The sequence below is a fragment of the Rothia sp. HSID18069 genome (assembly GCF_003989155.1).
In the GTDB taxonomy this organism is placed as follows: domain Bacteria; phylum Actinomycetota; class Actinomycetes; order Actinomycetales; family Micrococcaceae; genus Rothia; species Rothia aeria.
Window position 1 is genome coordinate 174,323 of sequence record NZ_RBMG01000001.1, and the last position, 21,123, is coordinate 195,445.

11 protein-coding genes are annotated in these 21,123 nt (G+C 58.4%); all 11 read left to right on the top strand.

The annotated features are described in order from the left end of the window. Nucleotides 1-148 precede the first annotated feature (148 nt). A complete protein-coding gene (gene gcvP, locus D8M41_RS00820) occupies nt 149-2,995 on the top strand; it encodes an aminomethyl-transferring glycine dehydrogenase (protein ID WP_006887792.1) in 2,847 nt (948 codons plus the stop codon). Nucleotides 2,996-3,158: 163 nt separating this feature from the next. Further along, entirely contained in the window at nt 3,159-4,277 is a 1,119-nt protein-coding gene (gcvT, locus tag D8M41_RS00825) for a glycine cleavage system aminomethyltransferase GcvT (RefSeq protein ID WP_006887780.1), read from the top strand. A 395-nt stretch (nt 4,278-4,672) separates the two neighbouring features. Next, a complete protein-coding gene (locus tag D8M41_RS00830; protein ID WP_006887699.1) occupies nt 4,673-6,205 on the top strand; it encodes an L-serine ammonia-lyase in 1,533 nt (510 codons plus the stop codon). Between the two features lie 143 nt (nt 6,206-6,348). Further along, the gene (locus D8M41_RS00835) at nt 6,349-6,870 is read left to right on the top strand and encodes a DUF6985 domain-containing protein (RefSeq protein ID WP_126926234.1); all 522 of its coding nucleotides are present in this window, start codon (nt 6,349-6,351) and stop codon (nt 6,868-6,870) included. A 368-nt stretch (nt 6,871-7,238) separates the two neighbouring features. Beyond that, entirely contained in the window at nt 7,239-10,745 is a 3,507-nt protein-coding gene (gene rpoB / locus D8M41_RS00840; protein WP_126926235.1) for a DNA-directed RNA polymerase subunit beta, read from the top strand. Between the two features lie 91 nt (nt 10,746-10,836). Continuing rightward, nucleotides 10,837-14,739: a DNA-directed RNA polymerase subunit beta' gene (locus D8M41_RS00845; RefSeq protein WP_126926236.1), complete on the top strand. Its 3,903-nt coding sequence runs from the start codon at nt 10,837-10,839 to the stop codon at nt 14,737-14,739. Between the two features lie 601 nt (nt 14,740-15,340). Next, nucleotides 15,341-15,715 (top strand): 30S ribosomal protein S12, encoded by a 375-nt coding sequence (gene rpsL / locus D8M41_RS00850; RefSeq protein WP_005504939.1) that lies wholly within the window; start codon nt 15,341-15,343, stop codon nt 15,713-15,715. Continuing rightward, nucleotides 15,715-16,185: a 30S ribosomal protein S7 gene (gene rpsG / locus D8M41_RS00855; protein WP_006887788.1), complete on the top strand. Its 471-nt coding sequence runs from the start codon at nt 15,715-15,717 to the stop codon at nt 16,183-16,185. The genes rpsL and rpsG overlap by 1 nt, the downstream gene beginning before the upstream one ends. A gap of 66 nt (nt 16,186-16,251) precedes the next feature. Next, nucleotides 16,252-18,366 carry an elongation factor G gene (fusA, locus tag D8M41_RS00860; protein ID WP_006887698.1) on the top strand — a complete coding sequence of 705 codons (2,115 nt, stop codon included), beginning with the start codon at nt 16,252-16,254 and terminating at the stop codon, nt 18,364-18,366. Nucleotides 18,367-18,571: 205 nt separating this feature from the next. Then, nucleotides 18,572-19,762 carry an elongation factor Tu gene (tuf, locus tag D8M41_RS00865; protein ID WP_006887686.1) on the top strand — a complete coding sequence of 397 codons (1,191 nt, stop codon included), beginning with the start codon at nt 18,572-18,574 and terminating at the stop codon, nt 19,760-19,762. Nucleotides 19,763-19,975: 213 nt separating this feature from the next. After that, nucleotides 19,976-21,106 (top strand): glycosyltransferase, encoded by a 1,131-nt coding sequence (locus D8M41_RS00870; RefSeq protein WP_037287318.1) that lies wholly within the window; start codon nt 19,976-19,978, stop codon nt 21,104-21,106. Nucleotides 21,107-21,123 lie beyond the last annotated feature (17 nt).

Sequence of the window (21,123 nt, forward strand, 5' to 3'; positions counted from 1 at the left end):
ATATGTGCCGGTAAGCCCCCATAATATGCGTGTCACAGGGCATAGACAGCTAGAAGTTTAAGCCCACATTGTGGGAAAATTAGTACTGTTATACACAACAGCACCGTTGTGAACCGCTAACGGTTTGCGCCGATTAGGAGATAGATATATGTCTTTCATTGACCGTCATCTCGGCCCCCGTTCCGCAGACGCTGAGCAGATGCTCAGCACCCTGGGGTATGACTCCCTAGGGGCTCTGATGGACGCCGTCGTCCCCGAACAGATTCGTCTTCGTGCCGATCTGCCTTTGCCGGAGCCGCTGACTGAGCAGGATGCACTGGCTAAGATCGCTGGGTATGCCGCTAAGAATAAGGTGTACGCACAGATGATTGGTGCCGGCTACTATGATGCCGTAACCCCCGCTGTGCTTCGCCGTAATATCCTTGAGAATCCCGGGTTTTACACCTCATACACCCCGTATCAGGCTGAAATTTCGCAGGGCCGCCTGGAGGCTCTGCTGAATTTCCAGAACACGGTCATGGAACTGACCGGTCTTGAGATCGCCAACGCCTCCCTGCTGGATGAGGCGACCGCGGTTGCTGAAGCGGTTGTGATGATGCACCGCGCTAACCGTAAGGTGAAGAACGGTTTCTTCGCCATTGACTCACGCTGCCTGCCGCAGGTGATTTCGGTGGTGCGTGGTCGTGCGCAGATGCTCGACATCCCGTTTGTAATCACCGACTTCTCGGATGGGCTGCCCGAGGGCGACCTGTACGGTGTGGTCTTCGCGTACCCCGCCCAGGATGGCCAGCTGCGCGATATTGAGCCGCTTATTAAGGCCGCTAAAGAACGTAAGGCCCTGGTGACCGTGGTCGCCGACTTGCTGGCTTTGACTCTGTTGAAGTCCCCGGGTGAGTTGGGCGCCGATGTTGCGGTGGGCAACACCCAGCGCTTTGGTTTGCCGTTCTTCTTCGGCGGCCCGCACGCCGCGTACATGGCGGTTCATAAGGGGATGGAACGTACCCTGCCGGGCCGTCTGGTGGGTGTTTCGCAGGACTCTTCGGGTAAACCTGCGTACCGGTTGGCACTGCAGACCCGCGAGCAGCACATCCGCCGTGAGAAGGCCACCAGTAATATCTGTACCGCCCAGGCCCTGCTGGCGATTGTTGCCGGTGCTTACGCCATGTATCACGGCCCCGAGGGGCTGCGCGCTATTGCTGAACGCCTGCACACGAATGCGGCACGTGTGGCCACTGCGCTGCAGAAGGCTGGTTACGGTATTGCGCACAAGGACTTCTTTGACACCGTTGTTGTTGAGGCACCCGGTGCGGCTGATGAGCTGGTGGCTAAGGCGTTGGATGCCGGTGTTAATATTCGCCGTTTCGACGCTAACCGCGTGGGTATCTCAGTGGGTGAGTCGCATGATGATGCCGTGCTGGGGCGCCTTGTGAAGGTCCTCGGTGGGGAGCTGCCCGCTGAGGCTGACCCTGCGTTTGGTATCCCGGATGCACTGCTGCGCACCGACGACTACATGCAGCATCCCATCTTCCACAAGTACCGCTCTGAAACCGAGATGATGCGTTACCTGCGCCGCCTCTCGGATAAGGACTTGGCGCTGGATCGGACGATGATTCCGCTGGGTTCGTGCACCATGAAGCTGAACGCGGCGGCCGAGATGGAGCCCATCTCGTGGCCTGAATTTGCGGGCGTTCACCCGCTGGCACCGGCCGATCAGGCCCAGGGCTGGCATGAGCTCATCCGTGAGCTTTCTGACTGGCTGGTGGCTATCACCGGGTACGATGCGGTGTCGCTGCAGCCGAACTCAGGCGCGTCAGGCGAGTACGCCGGTCTGCGTGCCATCCGCTCCTACCACGAGGCTAATGGTGACCATCAGCGCAATACTGTGCTCATTCCGCTCTCTGCACACGGCACGAATGCCGCATCCGCCGCATTGGCTGGGCTTAAGGTTGCGGGTGTGGCAACCGCAACCGACGGCTCGATCGATGTTGAGGATTTGAAGGCAAAGATTGAGAAGTACGGCGATGCGATCGCAGGCATTATGATCACCTACCCCTCCACGCACGGCGTGTTTGAGGAGCAGGTGGCCCAGGTGTGCGAGCTGGTGCACGCTGCGGGCGGGCAGGTGTATGTGGATGGCGCTAACCTGAATGCGCAGATGGGCTTTGCGCAGCCCGGTAAGTTCGGCGGCGACGTCTCCCACCTGAACCTGCACAAGACCTTCTCCATTCCGCACGGCGGCGGCGGCCCCGGCGTGGGCCCCTTGGCGGTGCGGGAGCACCTGGTGAAGTACCTGCCCGGTGATGCCTACACCGCTGACGCTGAAGGTAACCTGCCTGAAGGCGCGGCGCTTCCGATTTCGCAAGCGTTCTTCGGATCGGCCGGGGTGCTGCCGATCAGCTGGATGTATATCGCGATGAGCGGCGCTGAGGGTCTGAAGAGCTCTTCCGCATATGCGGTACTGAACGCCAACTATGTGGCGAAGAAACTGAACGATAAGTTCCCCGTACTGTACACCGGCCCGGGCGGGCTGGTGGGTCACGAGTGCATCCTGGATGTGCGTGAGCTGACCGACCGTTCGCATGTGACCGCTGAGGACGTGTGTAAGCGCCTGATGGACTTCGGTTTCCATGCCCCCACCCTGGCGTTCCCGGTTCCGGGCACCCTGATGATGGAGCCGACCGAGTCGGAGTCGAAGGAGGAACTCGACCGTTTCATTGAGGCGATGGAGACCATCTACGACGAGATTCTTGAGGTCGCAGACGGTAAGGTCGCACTGGAGGATTCGGTGCTTCGTAATGCCCCGCACACTGTGGAGGTCGTCTCTGCTGACGAGTGGGACCGCCCCTACACCCGCACGCAGGCGGCGTACCCGGTGAAGTCTTTGCGTCTGAATAAGTACTTCACCCCGGTGGGCCGTATTGATGGTGCCGGTGGTGACCGCCACTTCGTTTGCGAATGCCCGCCGATGGAGGCATTCGACCTTGAAGCCCAGTAGGGTTTTCGGCCGGTAGCACCGGTTCAGGGGCGCCCCGTTTCGCCCTCCCCCAGACGCGGGAGGGCAGGGGAGCGGGGCGTACCCCAGCACACCAACCACACTTATAGCAGAACGATTGTTCTTGCACTAGTTTTTACACGAAGCAGTGTAGTAAGGAGATAATATGTCACCCAAGAAAACCGCCCTGTACCCCGTCCACGAAAAACTGGGTGCCTCGTTCACCGACTTCGGTGGCTGGGATATGCCGCTCAAGTACGCTAACGATGTTGCCGAGCATGAGGCTGTGCGCACCCGCGCCGGTATCTTTGATCTCTCCCATATGGGCGAGTTCCGTGTGAGCGGGCCGGACGCCGCAGCGTTCCTTGACTACGCGCTGGTTTCCAACATGTCTGTCTTGAAGCCTGGCCGCGCCAAGTACTCTATCCTGGTGAACGATAAGGGCGGTGTTATTGATGACCTCATCACCTACCGTCTGGGTGACGAGGAGTTCCTGGTGGTGCCCAATGCCGCCAATATTGATAAAGATTTCGCCGCCATGAGTGAGCGCCTGGGCGATTTTGATGTGAAGTTCGTCAATGAGTCTGAGGAAACCTCCCTGGTTGCTGTGCAGGGTCCGCGTGCTGAGGAGATTCTGCTGGCCGCTGGTGCTTCCGATGAGGACGCGGTGCGTGAGGTCAAATACTACGCTTCTGTGCCGGTTACCATCGCCGGGGTGGATGTGCTGCTGGCACGCACCGGCTACACCGGTGAAGATGGTTTTGAGCTGTTCGTGCCGAACGCTGATGCCGTGAAACTGTGGGAGGCTCTCGCCGCCGCAGGTGAGCCGTTTGGGCTGACTCCTGCTGGTTTGGCTTCCCGTGATTCCCTGCGCCTTGAGGCTGGTATGCCGCTTTACGGCCACGAGCTGGGCCTGGATATTACCCCGTTCGAGTCTGGCTTGGGCCGCCTGGTTGAGATTGCCTTGGAGAAGAAGGCCGTTGACTTCGTGGGCCGTGCCGCCCTGGCCGAGCTTGCGAAGTCCCCGTCGGAGCGCATCCTGGTGGGTCTGAAGGCACAGGCGAAGCGTCCGGCACGTGCGGGTTCGTTCCTTGTTGATGCCGAGGGCAACCAGATTGGTGAGGTCACCTCCGGTATTCCCTCGCCGACCCTGGGTTACCCGGTGGCAATGGCCCTGGTGAAGCGCGAATTCTCCGAGGTCGGCACCGAGGTGGACGTAGATATTCGCGGTAAGCGTGCAACGTTTGATGTGGTTCCGCTGCCGTTCTACAAGCGCGAGAAGTAGCAACAAGCGGCGGCTCCTCACGGTGTAGCCGCCCGCGCATCCGGTAGGGCTTACGCACAGATCCGGGGTGCTGGTTCCTCACAGCGGTGGGGGAGTGGCACCCCGGTTTTCGTGTGTGCCCTCTGCCCGTGGTGTCTTAGTCGAACGAACACTTAGCGGGCGGGCGCGAGTGCGGGGTAACCCACCCTTAGTTTTAAGGTTGGTGCCCGGTGGGATAGGATGGGAAACGTCTGCTGTTGATACCTGCTCGGCGGCTCCGCTCATACCGCAGATACTGTAGCGTTTCGCCGCCTCACCCCAGAACCCGGGGCTGGGCTCGGCAACGTATGGGGCTGGGTGAGAACACTGTTGCGGTGCAATGTCGTGCCGGGAAAAATCAGAAAGTTTAGTGAACTATGGCTCTTAACATTGGTGCGCCCGATGACGACCGGAACCCCAGCACCGCCAGCATACCCAGCGCCGTGCAGAAAAAAGCGGAGGCACTGGAGTATGACATTAGTGTCTTTGAGCTGTTCAGTGTGGGGGTGGGCCCCTCAAGTTCGCACACAGTGGGGCCGATGCGCGCCTCCAACCGTTTTATTGCCGAGCTGATCGACGCGAACCTGCTGGATAGGGTGAGCCGTATCCACGTCGATCTTTACGGTTCCCTTGCGGCAACCGGGGCCGGGCACGGCACCATGAGCGCGGCTTTGAAAGGACTCTGCGGGTTCGTCCCCGAAACTATCTGCATTGCTGATGCCGAGGCGATGATGCAGCGCAATAGTGTAGATGGCACCTTGCCGCTTGCCGGGTACCCCTCGCGGGCCTACACGGGGGGAGCCCCCGGCGGGGAGGACGGGAAAGTGTACGGGCCGGTGCTGAACTACCGTGAAGCCGAGATGACCCTGCGCCCGCTCACGGTGTTGCCACGCCACACGAACGGTATGAAAATCACTGCGTTTGCTGGTGAGCAGATACTGGCGGAGCGCACCTACTTCTCAATTGGCGGCGGGTTCGTTGTTGAGGGCGATGAGGAGGCCACGGGAGGGGCGTCCCTGTCGAACCCGCCTTATCCGTTTGGTTCCGGTGCTGAGCTGCTGCAGCTGGCGAATGATGCTGGGCTGAGTATTGCCGAACTGAAAATGGCGAATGAGTGTTCCGTCCGGTCCGAGCAGGAAGTACGCGCTGGTATTCTGGGCATTCGGCAGGTCATGAAAGAGTGCATTGGGTCTTCGCTGTCACGCGTGGGGTACCTGCCGGGGCCGCTTAAGGTGCGGTGCCGTGCGGGGGCTTGGCACCGTGACCTTATGGTGGAGGACCCCGAGAAGTCGGCGGAATTCGCCACGGACTGGGTGAACCTGATCGCGCTTGCCGTGAATGAGGAGAACGCCTTCGGCGGGCGCGTGGTGACGGCCCCAACGAATGGCGCCTCGGGTATTATTCCGGCGGTGCTGCACTACGCCATGAATTACACCCCGGGGATTCGCCACTGTGGCCAGGCTGCGCGTGAGGACGCGGTGGTTAAGTTCTTCCTGGCGGCTGCCTCAATCGGTGCGCTGTATAAGAAACGGGCCTCCATCTCGGGGGCTGAGGTCGGGTGTCAGGGTGAGGTCGGTACCGCCTCGTCAATGGCGGCGGCTGGGCTGGCGCAGGTGCTGGGCGGCACGAATGAGCAGATTGAGAATGCCGCCGAGATCGCGATGGAGCATAACCTGGGGCTGACCTGCGACCCCGTGGGCGGGCTGGTGCAGATCCCGTGTATTGAGCGGAACGCTATGGCCGCATCGAACGCGGTGACGGCGGCGCGCATGGCCCTGCGCGGGGACGGGGTGCACCGGGTGTCGCTGGATCAGGTGATTGAGACGATGCGCCAAACCGGCATGGATATGTCACACCGGTATAAGGAGACTTCCATGGGCGGTCTCGCGCTGAATGTGGTGGAGTGCTAGCTACCGGGTGTTAGGTGCGCCCGCCCACCGCACGGTTTCTTGAAGAACTGGAGGCAACGATTCAAGAACACGTTCGCTAAAAAGACCGGAACGGGGAGCGGTGATGAAATAATGGGAGTTCATACAGAAGGAAAGCGGCGGCGATGAAACCTGAGAGCACTCCTGAACCTGAGAGCATAAACTTCACCTACGATACCGATAAAGAGCTCTATGTGAGCGATCCAGTGGATGTGCCTGCGCTCAAGAAGAATGCAGTAACGTTTAGGTTCGATCTGCAGACTCTTGACTCCGCCGGGTGGCAGCGTATTCGTGCCGCGATTGATAACTTCCGCTCACCCGATGCCGATATTTTTGCTCAGGCAACCCCGTATGTGTACCAGTTCTACCGTATGTATTTTGATATGGCGGATGAGTACGGCTGGGAACAATACTTGCCGGATATTCCCGAATCTCAGGTGTGGAGCCTGGTGGGCCCTATCTGGGATCGGTGCACGGTGGCCTGGGACAATAACAGCCTGCTGATTGTGGTGGAAGCCGAGACTGAGTGGGATATTGAACATGGCATGATAATGGTGTACCAGGACGGTGTAAAACTGGTGAAAGTGGGTATGGCGGTTGAGTCGTACACCAACCCTGACGGCACTATTTTTGACTATGGGCACTAGAAGCATGAAGGCCAGCCGGGGCGGGGGAGAGTGAGAGACTCTCATGAGCGGTTCAAAATCCGGTGATTAATTATTGCGGGCATACTATTGAAGCTTTCACAAGGGGCATCACAAGTTCTTGTGAACCGGCGCTTGCATCATCCCACGGGGTGTGGTAGACAATCCTCAAACAATGGTGTATCGTTAATATTTACGCTTTCCCTAACCTGAGTGCCTTCATATAGCGGTGGGCACAGGCTTGAAGGTGACGTTTCCCCGTTCGACATCTGTAGCTTCGTGCACCGTATCTGCGGCCCGGAGTCTGTGTTTTCGGTAACGTTGCCGGGAGGCTGATTGCTAACAGACATGTCTGTGGAAGGATCCCCATCTTGGTCGCTTCGAGCACCTCTAACCATGACGCCGCTAACGGTGCGGGTAACACCGACCGCCGTATTTCATTCGCAAAAATTAACGAACCGTTGAAGGTTCCTAACCTGCTGGCTATCCAGACCGATAGTTTTGACCGCCTTGTCGGTAACGCCGGGTGGCTGGCTCGCCTTGAAGCAGCTGAAGCTGTTGGCGATACCTCCGTTCCGCGTAAGTCCGGTCTTGCCGAGATTTTCGAAGAAATCTCCCCGATTAAGGACTTTCAGGAGACCATGCAGCTCTCCTTCTCCGACCCGGAGTTCGCGGACCCCAAGTACACGGTTGAAGAATGCAAAGACCGTGACGCCACCTATGCCGCTCCGCTCTATGTCAAAGCTGAGTTCATTAACCACGCCACGGGCGAGGTTAAGCAGCAGACCCTGTTCATGGGCGACTTCCCGCTCATGACCGAATCCGGTACTTTCGTTATTAACGGTACCGAACGTGTGGTCGTTTCCCAGCTGGTGCGCTCGCCCGGTGCTTACTTTGAGAAGGCCCCGGACCGCACCTCAGATAAAGACATCTATTCGGCACGTGTGATTCCTTCACGCGGCGCCTGGTTCGAGCTTGAGATTGATAAGCGCGATCAGGTGGGTGTGCGCCTGGACCGTAAGCGTAAACAGTCCGTGACCGTGCTGCTGAAGGCCCTGGGGTGGAGCGAGTCGAAGATTCTTTCAGAGTTCGGCCAGTACGACTCGATCCGTGCGACTCTTGAGAAGGACTCCGTCTCAACCCGGGACGAGGCCCTGCTCGATATTTACCGTAAGCTCCGCCCGGGTGAGCCCCCCACAGTCGAGGCAGCCCAGGCACTGCTTGACAACATGTACTTCACCCCGCGCCGCTACGATTTGGCGAAGGTTGGCCGGTACAAGGTGAACCGCAAGCTCGGCGTGGAGGTGCCCCTAGACTCGGATGAAGCGTCGGTGCTGAGCCAGGACGATATTGCACAGATGATTCATTACCTGTGCGCCCTGCACGCCGGTGAGCCCACCATTAAGGGTTCACGCGGCGGCCAGGAGATCGACCTGAAGGTTGATGTGGACGACATCGACCATTTCGGGAACCGCCGTATCCGTACCGTGGGTGAGCTGATTGAGAACCAGATCCGCACCGGTCTTTCCCGCATGGAACGCGTGGTGCGTGAGCGCATGACCACCCAGGACGTGGACGCGATTACCCCGCAGTCCTTGGTGAACATCCGCCCCGTAGTGGCGGCCATTAAGGAGTTCTTCGGTACGTCACAGCTGTCGCAGTTCATGGACCAGAACAACCCGCTGGCTGGGCTAACCCACAAGCGTCGCCTGTCGGCACTGGGCCCCGGCGGTCTTTCCCGCGACCGCGCGGGCATGGAAGTGCGCGACGTGCACCCCTCACACTACGGCCGTATGTGCCCCATTGAGACCCCTGAAGGCCCGAACATTGGTCTGATCGGTTCGTTGGCAACCTATGGCCGCATTAACTCTTACGGCTTTATTGAGACCCCCTACCGCGTGGTTGAAGACGGCAAGGTCACCGACAAGGTGCGTTATTTGACTGCTGATGACGAGAAGAGCGTCATTATTGCGCAGGCAAACGCCCCGCTGACCGCTGACCGCACCTTCGCTGAGGACGAGGTTCTCTGCCGTGCAGGCGATGGTTCCGGTGAGGCCGTGCTGGTAGCACCAACCGACGTGCAGTACATGGACGTTTCCCCGCGCCAGATGGTGTCGGTGGCAACCGCCCTGATCCCTTACCTTGAGCACGACGACGCGAACCGCGCGTTGATGGGCGCGAACATGCAGCGTCAGGCTGTGCCGCTGCTGGAGTCTGAGGCTCCCGTGGTGGGTACCGGTATGGAGAAGTACGCTGCGCTTGACTCCGGTGACTCCGTGTTGGCGAAGAAAGCTGGCGTGGTCTCTGAGGTCTCGGCTGACCTGGTGATGGTCCGTAATGATGACGGCACCAGCAGCTCGTACCCGATCATGAAGTTCTCCCGCTCGAACCCGGGTAACTGCTACAACCAGCGTGTTGTGGTTAAGGCCGGTCAGCGTGTGGAAGAGCGTGACGTTATTGCGGACGGCCCCTCCACCGACCGTGGCGAGCTCGCTCTGGGCAAGAACCTGCTCGTGGCATACATGCCGTGGGAGGGCCTGAACTATGAGGATGCGATTATCCTCTCCCAGCGCATGGTTTCCGAGGACGTGCTGACCTCCATCCACATTGAGGAGCACGAGATCGATGCCCGCGACACCAAGCTCGGGCCTGAGGAAATCACTCGCGATATCCCTAACGTCTCGGATGAGGCCCTGTCCGCACTGGATGAGCGCGGTGTGATCCACATTGGTGCCGAAGTTGAGGCTGGCGACATTCTGGTCGGTAAGGTCACCCCCAAGGGCGAGACCGACCTGACCCCGGAGGAGCGCCTGCTGCGCGCGATCTTCGGTGAGAAGTCCCGCGAGGTGCGCGATACCTCCCTGAAGGTTCCTCACGGCGAATCCGGTACTGTGATCGGTGTTCGTATCTTCGACCGTGAAAGCGACGACGAAGACGATCTGCCCCCGGGCGTGAACCAGCTGGTGCGCGTGTACGTGGCGCAGAAGCGTAAGATCACCGATGGTGATAAGCTCGCGGGCCGCCACGGCAACAAGGGTGTTATTTCCAAGATCCTGCCGATTGAGGATATGCCTTTCCTGGAAGACGGTACCCCCGTGGACGTCATCCTGAACCCGCTGGGTGTGCCCGGCCGTATGAACATTGGGCAGGTGCTTGAGGTTCACACCGGCTGGCTGGCCAAGCAGGGCTGGAAGATTGAGGGCGACCCGGCCTGGCTGAAGAATATGCCGAACTTCCCGAAAGAGTCCGGCCCCACCCGCCTGGCAACCCCCGTGTTTGACGGCGCCCATGAGGACGAGCTGTTTGACCTCATGGACCACGCAAACCCGAACCGTGATGGTGACCGCCTGATTAACCGCTCCGGCAAGGCCCGTCTGATTGATGGTCGTTCAGGTGAGCCGTTCCCTGACCCGATCTCGGTGGGGTACCAGTACATCCTGAAGCTGCACCACTTGGTGGACGATAAGATTCACGCTCGTTCTACCGGCCCGTACTCGATGATTACGCAGCAGCCGCTGGGTGGTAAGGCCCAGTTCGGTGGTCAGCGTTTCGGTGAGATGGAAGTGTGGGCGCTGGAAGCGTACGGCGCCGCCTACACCCTGCAGGAAATCTTGACCGTCAAGTCTGACGATGTGGCTGGTCGTGTGAAGGTATACGAGGCAATCGTTAAGGGCGAGAACATCCCCGAACCGGGCATCCCCGAATCCTTCAAGGTTCTTATTAAGGAAATGCAGTCCCTGTGTCTGAACGTTGAGGTGCTCTCTACCGACGGGAAGACCATTGAGATGAGCGACTCGGAGGAAGAAGGCTTCCGGGCAGCAGAAGATATGGGTGTGAGCCTCACCCACGCAGAGCCCAGCTCTGTGGACGAGGCATAATCCGCCTTCCTTCTAGGGTGGGGCGCCGCTGCGGTTGCCCCGCCCGCTAAACCGAAGTCTTCGTAAACTACAGAAAGAGATTAGGACCGATATGTCCAACGAATCTTCGCTTGGTTTGATGCGAATTGGCCTTGCCACCGCCGACGATATTCGTCGCTGGTCTTACGGCGAGGTTAAGAAGCCCGAGACCATCAACTACCGTACCCTCAAGCCCGAGAAGGAGGGCCTGTTCGACGAGCGCATTTTTGGCCCTACTAAGGACTGGGAATGCTACTGCGGCAAGTACAAGCGCGTACGTTTTAAGGGCATCATTTGTGAGCGTTGCGGTGTTGAGGTGACCCGCTCAAAGGTGCGCCGTGAGCGTATGGGCCACATTGAGCTGGCTGCCCCCGTCACCCACATCTGGTACTTCAAGGGTGTTCCCTCCCGCCTGGGGTACCTGCTGGATCTGGCTCCGAAGGACCTGGAGAAGGTCATCTACTTCGCCGCCTACATGATCACGAGCGTGGACGAGGAAGCTCGTCACGAGGATCTGCCGAACCTGCAGGCCGCACATGACCGTGATAAGAAGGCCCTGGAGACCCAGCGCGACGCCGATATTGCCGCTATTTCCCGCGAGGTTGAGCAGGAGCTGGCGCGTATTGAGGCTGACGGCGGTAAAGCTGCTGAGAAGCGTAAGCTGCGTGAGAATGCTGAACGTCAGATGGCTTCGGCCCGTAAGCGCGCCGACCGCGAGATTGAGCACCTGGAGAAGGTGTGGGACCGCTTCAAGAACCTGAAGGTCGCTGACCTTGAAGGCGATGAGGCGCTGTACCGCTCAATGGTTGATAAGTACGGCGTGTACTTTGAGGGCGCAATGGGTGCTGAAGCTATTAAAAAGCGCCTGGAGGATTTCGACCTTGAGGCCGAAGCCGAGGCGCTGAAGGAGGTCATTCAGAACGGCAAGGGCCAGAAGAAGACCCGTGCGCTGAAGCGTCTGAAGGTTGTTAACGCGTTTTTGACCACCAATAACTCCCCGCTGGGTATGGTGCTGGATGTTGTTCCGGTTATCCCGCCGGAGCTGCGTCCGATGGTTCAGCTCGATGGTGGCCGTTTCGCAACTTCCGACCTGAATGACCTGTACCGTCGTGTGATTAACCGTAATAACCGCCTCAAGCGCCTGCTGGAGCTTGGCGCCCCCGAGATTATCGTGAATAACGAGAAGCGCATGCTGCAGGAAGCTGTGGATTCGCTCTTCGATAACGGTCGTCGCGGTCGCCCCGTGACCGGCCCCGGTAACCGCCCGCTGAAGTCGCTCTCCGATATGCTCAAGGGTAAGCAGGGCCGTTTCCGTCAGAACCTGCTTGGTAAGCGCGTGGACTACTCTGGCCGTTCCGTGATCGTGGTTGGTCCGCAGCTGGAAATGCATCAGTGTGGTCTGCCGAAGCAGATGGCGCTGGAGCTGTTCAAGCCCTTCGTCATGAAGCGCCTAGTGGAGCTTTCGCACGCACAGAACATTAAGAGTGCAAAGCGTATGGTGGAGCGTTTCCGCCCGCAGGTGTGGGATGTTCTCGAAGAGATCATTACCGAGCACCCTGTGCTGCTGAACCGTGCACCTACCCTGCACCGTCTGGGTATTCAGGCGTTCGAGCCGAAGCTGGTTGAGGGTAAGGCTATTCAGCTGCACCCGCTCGTGTGCTCCGCGTTCAACGCTGACTTTGACGGTGACCAGATGGCGGTTCACCTGCCGCTTTCGCCCGAGGCTCAGGCTGAGGCGCGCATCCTGATGCTCTCCTCGAACAATATTTTGAAGCCTTCGGATGGTCGCCCTGTGGCTGTTCCGTCGCAGGATATGATCATTGGCCTGTATCACCTGACCACTCCCCGTGAGGGTGAAAAGAATGAGGGTCACGCGTTCTCGTCGATTGCCGAGGCTCTGATGGCGATGGATCGTCACGAGATTGAGCTGTACACCAAGGTGAAGGTGCGTCTTTCCAGTGATGAGTTCGTGGCACCTGAGGGCTGGGAAGCTCCTGAGGGTTACACCTCGGGCGGCCCGGTTCTGCTGGAGTGCACCGTCGGTCAGATCCTGTTCAACCAGACTCTGCCGAAGGATTACCCGTGGTTCTCCGGTGTTGCTGATAAGAAGGGGCTGGGCAAGCTCATTAACGATCTTGCTGAGAAGTACCCGATGGATATCGTGGCCCGCACCCTGGATAACCTGAAGAACGCTGGCTTCTACTGGGCTTCACGTTCGGGTGTGACCGTGGCGGTTTCTGATATTGCCACCCCGTCGATGAAACCTGCGATCATGGAGAACTATGAGCAGCAGGCCGCCGCTATCCAGGCGAACTTTGAGATGGGCACCATTGGCGATGATGAGCGCCGTGAGGAACTGATCGAGATTTGGACCCAGGCAACTGATGAGGTTGCTGAGGCGATGCGCGATAATTTGAGCGCTAATGGCGGTCAGAACACCATTTACCGTATGGTGACTTCCGGTGCACGTGGTAACTGGATGCAGGTTCGTCAGATTGCGGGTATCCGTGGTCTGGTGTCGAACCCGAAGGGCGAGATTATGCCCCGCCCGATTAAGTCCTCCTACCGTGAGGGCCTGTCGGTGCTGGAGTACTTCATCGCAACCCACGGTGCCCGTAAGGGTCTTGCCGATACCGCGCTGCGTACCGCTAACTCGGGTTACCTAACCCGTCGTCTGGTGGACGTGTCGCAGGATGTGATTGTGCGTGAGCATGACTGCGGTACCCGCCGCGGCCTGGTGCTTCCGCTCATTGATGATGAGGCAAACTTGCATCCGGATGTTGAGACCTCCATTCACGGACGCACCCTTGCGGTGGATGTGAAGGACGCTGAGGGCAGCGTACTTGCAGCCGCTGGTGAGGATGTCTCGGATGTGCTGATTGAGAAGCTGTTCAAGGCTGGTGTGAAGGATGTGCGCGTGCGTTCGGTGCTCACCTGTGAGTCCGGTATTGGCGTGTGCGCCCTGTGCTATGGCCGTTCGATGGCGTCGAACACCCTGGTCGATATTGGCGAGGCCGTGGGTATTATTGCGGCTCAGTCTATTGGTGAGCCCGGTACCCAGCTGACCATGCGTACCTTCCACACCGGTGGTGTGGCATCGGCTGACGACATTACCCAGGGTCTGCCTCGTATCCAGGAGCTGTTTGAGGCCCGTACCCCCAAGGGTGTGGCACCTATTTCTGAGGTTGCCGGTCGGGTGAGCATTGAGGACACGGAGCGTTCCTACAAGATTGTGGTGACCCCGGATGACGGTTCTGATCCGCAGTCGTACACGGTGCTGCGCCGTGCCGCCTCGAAGCTTCAGGATGGCGATCATGTGCAGGTGGGCGAGCAGCTTGCCGCCGGTTCGGTGGATCCGAAGGAGGTGCTGCGTATTCGCGGCCCGCGTGAGGCGCAGAAGCACCTGGTGAGCGAGGTTCAGGGCGTGTACAAGTCTCAGGGTGTGGAGATTCACGATAAGCACGTTGAGGTTATTGTGCGTCAGATGCTGCGCCGCGTGACCGTCATTGAGTCTGGCGATACTGAGCTGCTGCCGGGTGAGCTGGTGGATAATATCGTCTTCCAGCGCGCTAACCGTAAGGCCCTGACGGAGGGTAAGAAGCCCGCCGCCGGTCGCCCCGAGATGATGGGTATTACCAAGGCGTCGCTGGCCACCGAGTCCTGGCTCTCTGCCGCATCCTTCCAGGAGACCACCCGCGTGCTTACTCAGGCCGCAATGGAGGCTAAGACCGACCCGCTGCTTGGCCTGAAGGAGAACGTCATTATCGGTAAGCTGGTTCCGGCCGGTACCGGTTTGGCTCGCTACAACGATATTGAGGTTGAGCCCAGCCCGCAGGCCCGTCAGGAGCAGCTTAACGCGCTGGAGGCATTCGGTTACCAGAGCGTCTTTAGCCCGATGGGCGACGAGCCGTACCCGTATGCGAATAACGGGTTTATGGCGGTTCCCTTGGAAGAGTACGGTCGCGGTATGGAGTAGCCTCACCTGAGGTTCTATCCGGTCTGCTTCTGGTGCTAACCACTGGGGCAGTTGAGGGAGGCGGCTTCGGCATTGTGCCGGGGCCGCCTCCTGAGGCTTTAAACACGGTATGCGCCTGCGGGGTGGAAACATCTCCCGCACCAAGATGGTGAGTAATCACACAGGGTTTAAAGCGGTGGTTGCCTTCTTGGCAGTAAAACCCGCTGGATTAAGCGGGTTTTAACCTGTATAGTCGTATGTCGAAGTACTTGGCCTCAGTGCTGGGGTGCCCGCTATTACGCGGGTGCCGTGAAGATTCCGGCACGCGGGCAAACGAATCAATGGCAGTATGGATACCGTCCTTTGGTGTTGCTTTTTGTGCTGACACCTAAATGCCATTTTTAAGTGTGCCCAAAAACTTCTAACCCCGGTCGAATCGAGCTCGGTCGTAAGGTAGCAAGTGATTCGCTGGGAGCCAAGAACCCGCGCCCTTTATCACCTCATGCGGGGTGCTAGTGTGTGCGGGCTTCTATAACCGAGAGCGCCCGGGGTGAAAGCGCCGGGAGCTAGTCAGTTTAGCGGGCTTGAAGACAGATAAGCCCATCAATGCAACGGAGAAAACGTGCCTACTATTCAGCAGCTGGTCCGTAAGGGCCGGACTCCCAAGGTCGTCAAGACCAAGGCGCCCGCACTGAAGGGCAACCCCATGAAGCGTGGCGTGTGCACCCGTGTGTACACCACCACCCCGAAGAAGCCGAACTCGGCACTGCGTAAGGTCGCTCGTGTCAAGCTCAACGGCGGCGTCGAGGTTACCGCATACATTCCCGGTGAAGGTCACAACCTGCAGGAGCACTCGATTGTGCTCGTTCGCGGTGGTCGTGTGAAAGACCTCCCCGGTGTTCGTTACAAGATCGTTCGTGGCGCTCTGGATACCCAGGGTGTTAAGGGTCGCGGGCAGGCTCGCTCCCGCTACGGCGCTAAGAAGGAGAAGAAGTAATGCCTCGTAAGGGTCCCGCTCCCAAGCGTCCCCTCGTCAACGATCCGGTGTACGGTTCGACACTGGTCACCCAGCTCATTAACAAGGTTCTGCTGGACGGCAAGAAGTCTGTTGCCCAGCGCATCGTATACGGTGCTCTTGAGGGTGTTGAGAAGAAGACCGGTTCTGACCCGGTTGTTACCCTGAAGAAGGCTATGGACAACATCAAGCCCTCGCTTGAGGTTCGTTCCCGCCGTGTTGGTGGCGCTACCTACCAGGTTCCGGTTGAGGTTCGCCCCGGCCGTTCCACCGCTCTGGCTCTTCGCTGGCTTGTTGGCTTCTCAAAGCAGCGCCGCGAGAAGACCATGACTGAGCGTCTGATGAACGAGATCCTGGATGCGTCCAATGGTCTCGGTGCCGCTGTGAAGCGTCGCGAAGACACTCACAAGATGGCCGAGTCCAACAAGGCCTTCGCTCACTACCGCTGGTAATTCTCCGTTTAGAGCCTGCCGGGTTTTCCGTCAGGCTTTCGGAGTATCTCATTTAGGGAGAAAAACGTGGCACATGATGTGTACACTGACCTGAACAAGGTCCGCAACATCGGTATTATGGCGCACATTGACGCCGGTAAGACCACCACAACTGAGCGCATCCTGTTCTACACCGGTATTAACCACAAGATCGGTGAGACTCACGATGGCGCGTCAACTATGGACTGGATGGCTCAGGAGCAGGAGCGAGGTATTACCATTACCTCCGCAGCTATCACCTGCTTCTGGAAAGACAACCAGATCAACATTATCGACACCCCCGGTCACGTTGACTTCACCGTTGAGGTGGAGCGTTCGCTGCGCGTGCTTGACGGCGCGGTAGCAGTGTTTGACGGCAAGGAAGGTGTTGAGCCTCAGTCTGAGACCGTGTGGCGTCAGGCTGATAAGTACGACGTTCCCCGCATCTGCTTCGTCAATAAGATGGACAAGATGGGCGCGGACTTCTACTTCACTGTTCAGACCATTATCGACCGCTTGGGCGCTAAGCCGCTCGTTCTGCAGCTGCCCATTGGTGCTGAGAGCGACTTCGTTGGTGTGGTTGACCTGCTCGAAATGAAGGCATACGTATGGCCCGGTGACTCTAAGGGTGACGTGACCATGGGTGCCTCCTACGAGGTTCAGGAAATCCCCGCCGACCTGCAGGCTAAGGCTGAAGAGTACCGTGCCGAGATGGTTGAGGCTGTTGCTGAGTCCAGCGAAGAGCTCATGGAGAAGTACCTCGAAGAGGGCGAACTGACCGTTGACGAGCTCAAAGCTGGTATCCGTCAGCTGACCATTAACGGTGAGGCGTTCCCCGTGCTCTGCGGTTCTGCTTTCAAGAACCGTGGTGTTCAGCCCATGCTGGATGCCGTGATCGAGTACCTGCCTTCCCCGCTGGATGTGCCCGCTGTGGAGGGCTCTAGCCCCTCGGATGAGGAAGAGAAGCTCACCCGTAAGGCTTCCGCTGATGAGCCTTTCGCGGCTCTGGCCTACAAGGTTGCAGCTCACCCGTTCTACGGTCAGCTCATCTACACCCGTGTGTACTCCGGTCACGCGGCCCAGGGTCAGCAGGTTCTTAACTCGACTAAGGGTAAGAAGGAACGCCTCGGCAAGCTCTTCCAGATGCAGTCCAACAAGGAGAACCCTGTTGAGGAAGTCACTGCAGGCCACATCTATGCTGCGATTGGTCTGAAGGACACCACTACTGGTGATACCCTGTGCGATCCGGCAAATCCGATTGTGCTTGAGTCGATGACCTTCCCCGCCCCCGTGATCTTCGTGGCTATTGAGCCTAAGACCAAGGGTGACCAGGAGAAGATGTCGACCGCTATCCAGAAGCTTTCCGCTGAGGACCCCACCTTCACCGTGTCGCTGAACGAAGAGACCGGCCAGACCGAAATCGGTGGTATGGGCGAGCTCCACTTGGACATCATTGTTGACCGTATGAAGCGTGAGTTCAAGGTTGAAGCTAACGTTGGTAAGCCTCAGGTGGCGTATCGCGAGACCATTAAGAAGGCTGTCGAGAAGGTTGACTACACCCACAAGAAGCAGACCGGTGGTTCCGGTCAGTTCGCAAAGGTGCAGGTTTCCTTCGAGCCGCTGCCCTTGGATGGCGAGGAACTGTACGAGTTTGAGGACAAGGTGACCGGTGGTCGCGTGCCTCGCGAGTACATTCCTTCTGTTGACGCCGGTATTCAGGACGCTATGAAGTTCGGTATCCTGGCTGGCTACCCGATGGTCGGTGTGAAAGCAACCCTGATCGACGGTGCGTACCACGATGTTGACTCCTCTGAAATGGCGTTCAAGATCGCCGGTTCCATGGTGTTCAAGGAAGGTGCTAAGCGCGCTAACCCGGTTCTGCTGGAACCGCTCATGGACGTTGAGGTACGTACCCCCGAGGAGTACATGGGCGATGTTATCGGCGACCTGAACTCCCGTCGTGGTCACGTGCGTTCCATGGAGGATGCATCCGGCGTGAAGATCGTTAAAGCTCTCGTGCCGCTGACCGAAATGTTCGGCTACATTGGTGACCTGCGTGGTAAGACCCAGGGCCGTGCAGTGTTCTCGATGGCTTTCGACAGCTACGGTGAAGTTCCCAAGAACGTCGCTGACGAGATCATCCAGAAGAGCCGCGGCGAGTAATCACCGCTCTCATCCTGTGGGCTGCGGGTTGAGAAACGCGCAGCCCACACTCTAAAATTTTTAATTAAAATCCATCATTGAAGGCATGGACAGTTTCATCTCTGCGTCGTAATCCGCTATTGTAGACGCTAGACCGTTTTTCTACGGATTGCGCCGGAGATAAGATTCGGGTGCATGTTTTCGATACGTTCTAGGAGGAACACTCTTGGCTAAGGCTAAGTTCGAGCGCTCCAAGCCTCACGTTAACGTCGGTACCATTGGTCACGTTGACCACGGTAAGACCACCCTGACCGCTGCCATCTCCAAGGTGCTGGCTGACAAGTACCCGGACCTGAACGAGAAGCGTGACTTCGGCATGATCGACTCCGCTCCTGAGGAGCGTCAGCGCGGTATTACCATTAACATCGCGCACATTGAGTACCAGACCGACAAGCGCCACTACGCACACGTTGACGCACCCGGCCACGCCGACTACGTCAAGAACATGATCACCGGTGCTGCTCAGATGGACGGCGCAATCCTCGTGGTTGCTGCTACCGACGGTCCTATGGCTCAGACCCGTGAGCACGTGCTGCTCGCTCGCCAGGTTGGCGTGCCCACCCTGCTGGTGGCACTGAACAAGGCTGACATGGTTGACGACGAAGAGCTTCTTGACCTCGTCGAGATGGAGGTCCGTGACCTTCTCTCCTCGCAGGAGTTCGACGGTGACGAGGCTCCCGTGATCCGCGTTTCCGCTCTGAAGGCTCTTGAGGGTGACCCCGAGTGGGTTGCTAAGGTTGAGGAACTCATGGAAGCTGTTGACAGCTACATCCCCGATCCGGTTCGTGAGAAGGACAAGCCCTTCCTCATGCCCATCGAGGACGTCTTCACCATTACCGGTCGCGGCACCGTTGTGACCGGTCGTGCAGAGCGCGGTACCCTGAAGATCAACTCCGAGGTCGAGATCGTTGGTATCCGACCCATCCAGAAGACCACCGTGACCGGTATCGAGATGTTCCACAAGCAGCTCGACGAGGCATGGGCTGGCGAGAACTGTGGTCTGCTTCTGCGTGGTCTCAAGCGTGACGACGTTGAGCGTGGTCAGGTTGTTGTGGAGCCGGGCTCCATCACCCCCCACACCGAGTTCGAGGCAAACGTCTACATCCTCTCCAAGGATGAGGGCGGCCGTCACAACCCGTTCTACTCGAACTACCGTCCTCAGTTCTACTTCCGTACCACTGACGTGACCGGTGTTATTAAGCTGCCCGAGGGCACCGAGATGGTTATGCCCGGTGACAACACCGAGATGACCGTTGAGCTGATCCAGCCCATCGCTATGGAAGAGGGCCTTGGCTTCGCTATCCGTGAGGGTGGCCGCACCGTTGGTTCGGGCCGCGTTACCAAGATCATCAAGTAATTGCCGTAACAACGACAATTCGCTTATGCTCTTGTAGCAGGCTCTGCCTCTAGAAGGTAGCGAATCTTACACAGGGGACCCCCGCAGTATTGTGGGGGTCCTTTTGTATTTAAACGGTGGGGGTTGAGATGGTGACGGTAGTGACGTACAGTCCGGTACGGTACTCTAGGGGTGTGGCATAAAAGTTTACACCAGTACTTTTAGGAGAGATGAGTGCCAGGTCAAAAGTACCCGCCGGTTGCCGTGATTCTGGGAAGCCGCGAAAGTCAGGCACCCGCCTATGGTCTGGAGAACTCAGCTGCGGTGCGTGCCCTGCAGAACCTCACTGAGGTACTAATCGTGCGTGTGGCCGAGGGGCAGGATCCTTTGGCTGACCGGTTGGTGGGCAGGGTCGCTTCACTTTTGGGGCGGGAGTACACGACCACTCATACTTTGTTTAGTTCCGCGAAAACCAGTTTGCGTGCCCGCTCCCAGGTGGCTGATTTGCAGGGGGTTGCTGCGCTTATCTCTTTAGCACCACCCACTGAGACGATTATGATATCCGGGAAAATCCCTGTTATTCAGGTGGCGGATTCGTCTTTTGGAACCCGACTGCGCGCCGAGAAACGGCGCGGCGGCGGCATTAGCCGACTCATGTCGGTACAGGGCCGGATCCTTGAGAAGGCGTCCGCGTCGGGGGTGAGCCTGTTCGCGGTGGCGAACCGATGGATTAAAGACGTGCTGATTGATGATTTGAATATTCCCAGCAGCAAGGTTGAGGTTGTGCCGATGGGCTCCTTCGTGGGGGAGTCGAAGATTATCCGCCCCACACGCATCACAGACCGTGATGTGCTTAAGCTTCTGTTTGTCAGCGAGGACTGGAAGCGGGACGGTGGGCCGATGATACTCGACTTGTATGAGCGGCTGGTGAAGGTCCGTAAGGTGCAGTTGTGTATCGTAGGCGATTCCCCGGAAGATTTACTGTATGAGATCCGTCGGGTTCCGGCCCCCTCAAGCTATGACGAAGCCGCGAAAGTGTATATTGAACATGATGTGCTTCTTGTCCCTGTTGCCGCGGGTAAGGATGCGCTGGTTACCGATGCGCTGTACTGCGGTCTGCCGGTGCTGGGGGAGCAGGTAGAGGGGATTGCTTCGCTGGTGCGGCACGATCGTAGCGGTTGGCTGTACCGAACCGACATGTTCCAACAGAACTCGTATAAGCGCCTGCAATTTATGAAGGCTGTTGATATTGACAATGCATCACTGTGGGCTGTGCGGGATGTGCGGGAGAGGCTGAACTGGGACAGCTGGGCTCGCCGCCTCTTACAGCTGGTGCGGTACCTGAACGGTCAGGGCGAACGCTAAAGTACAGCATAGTGAAC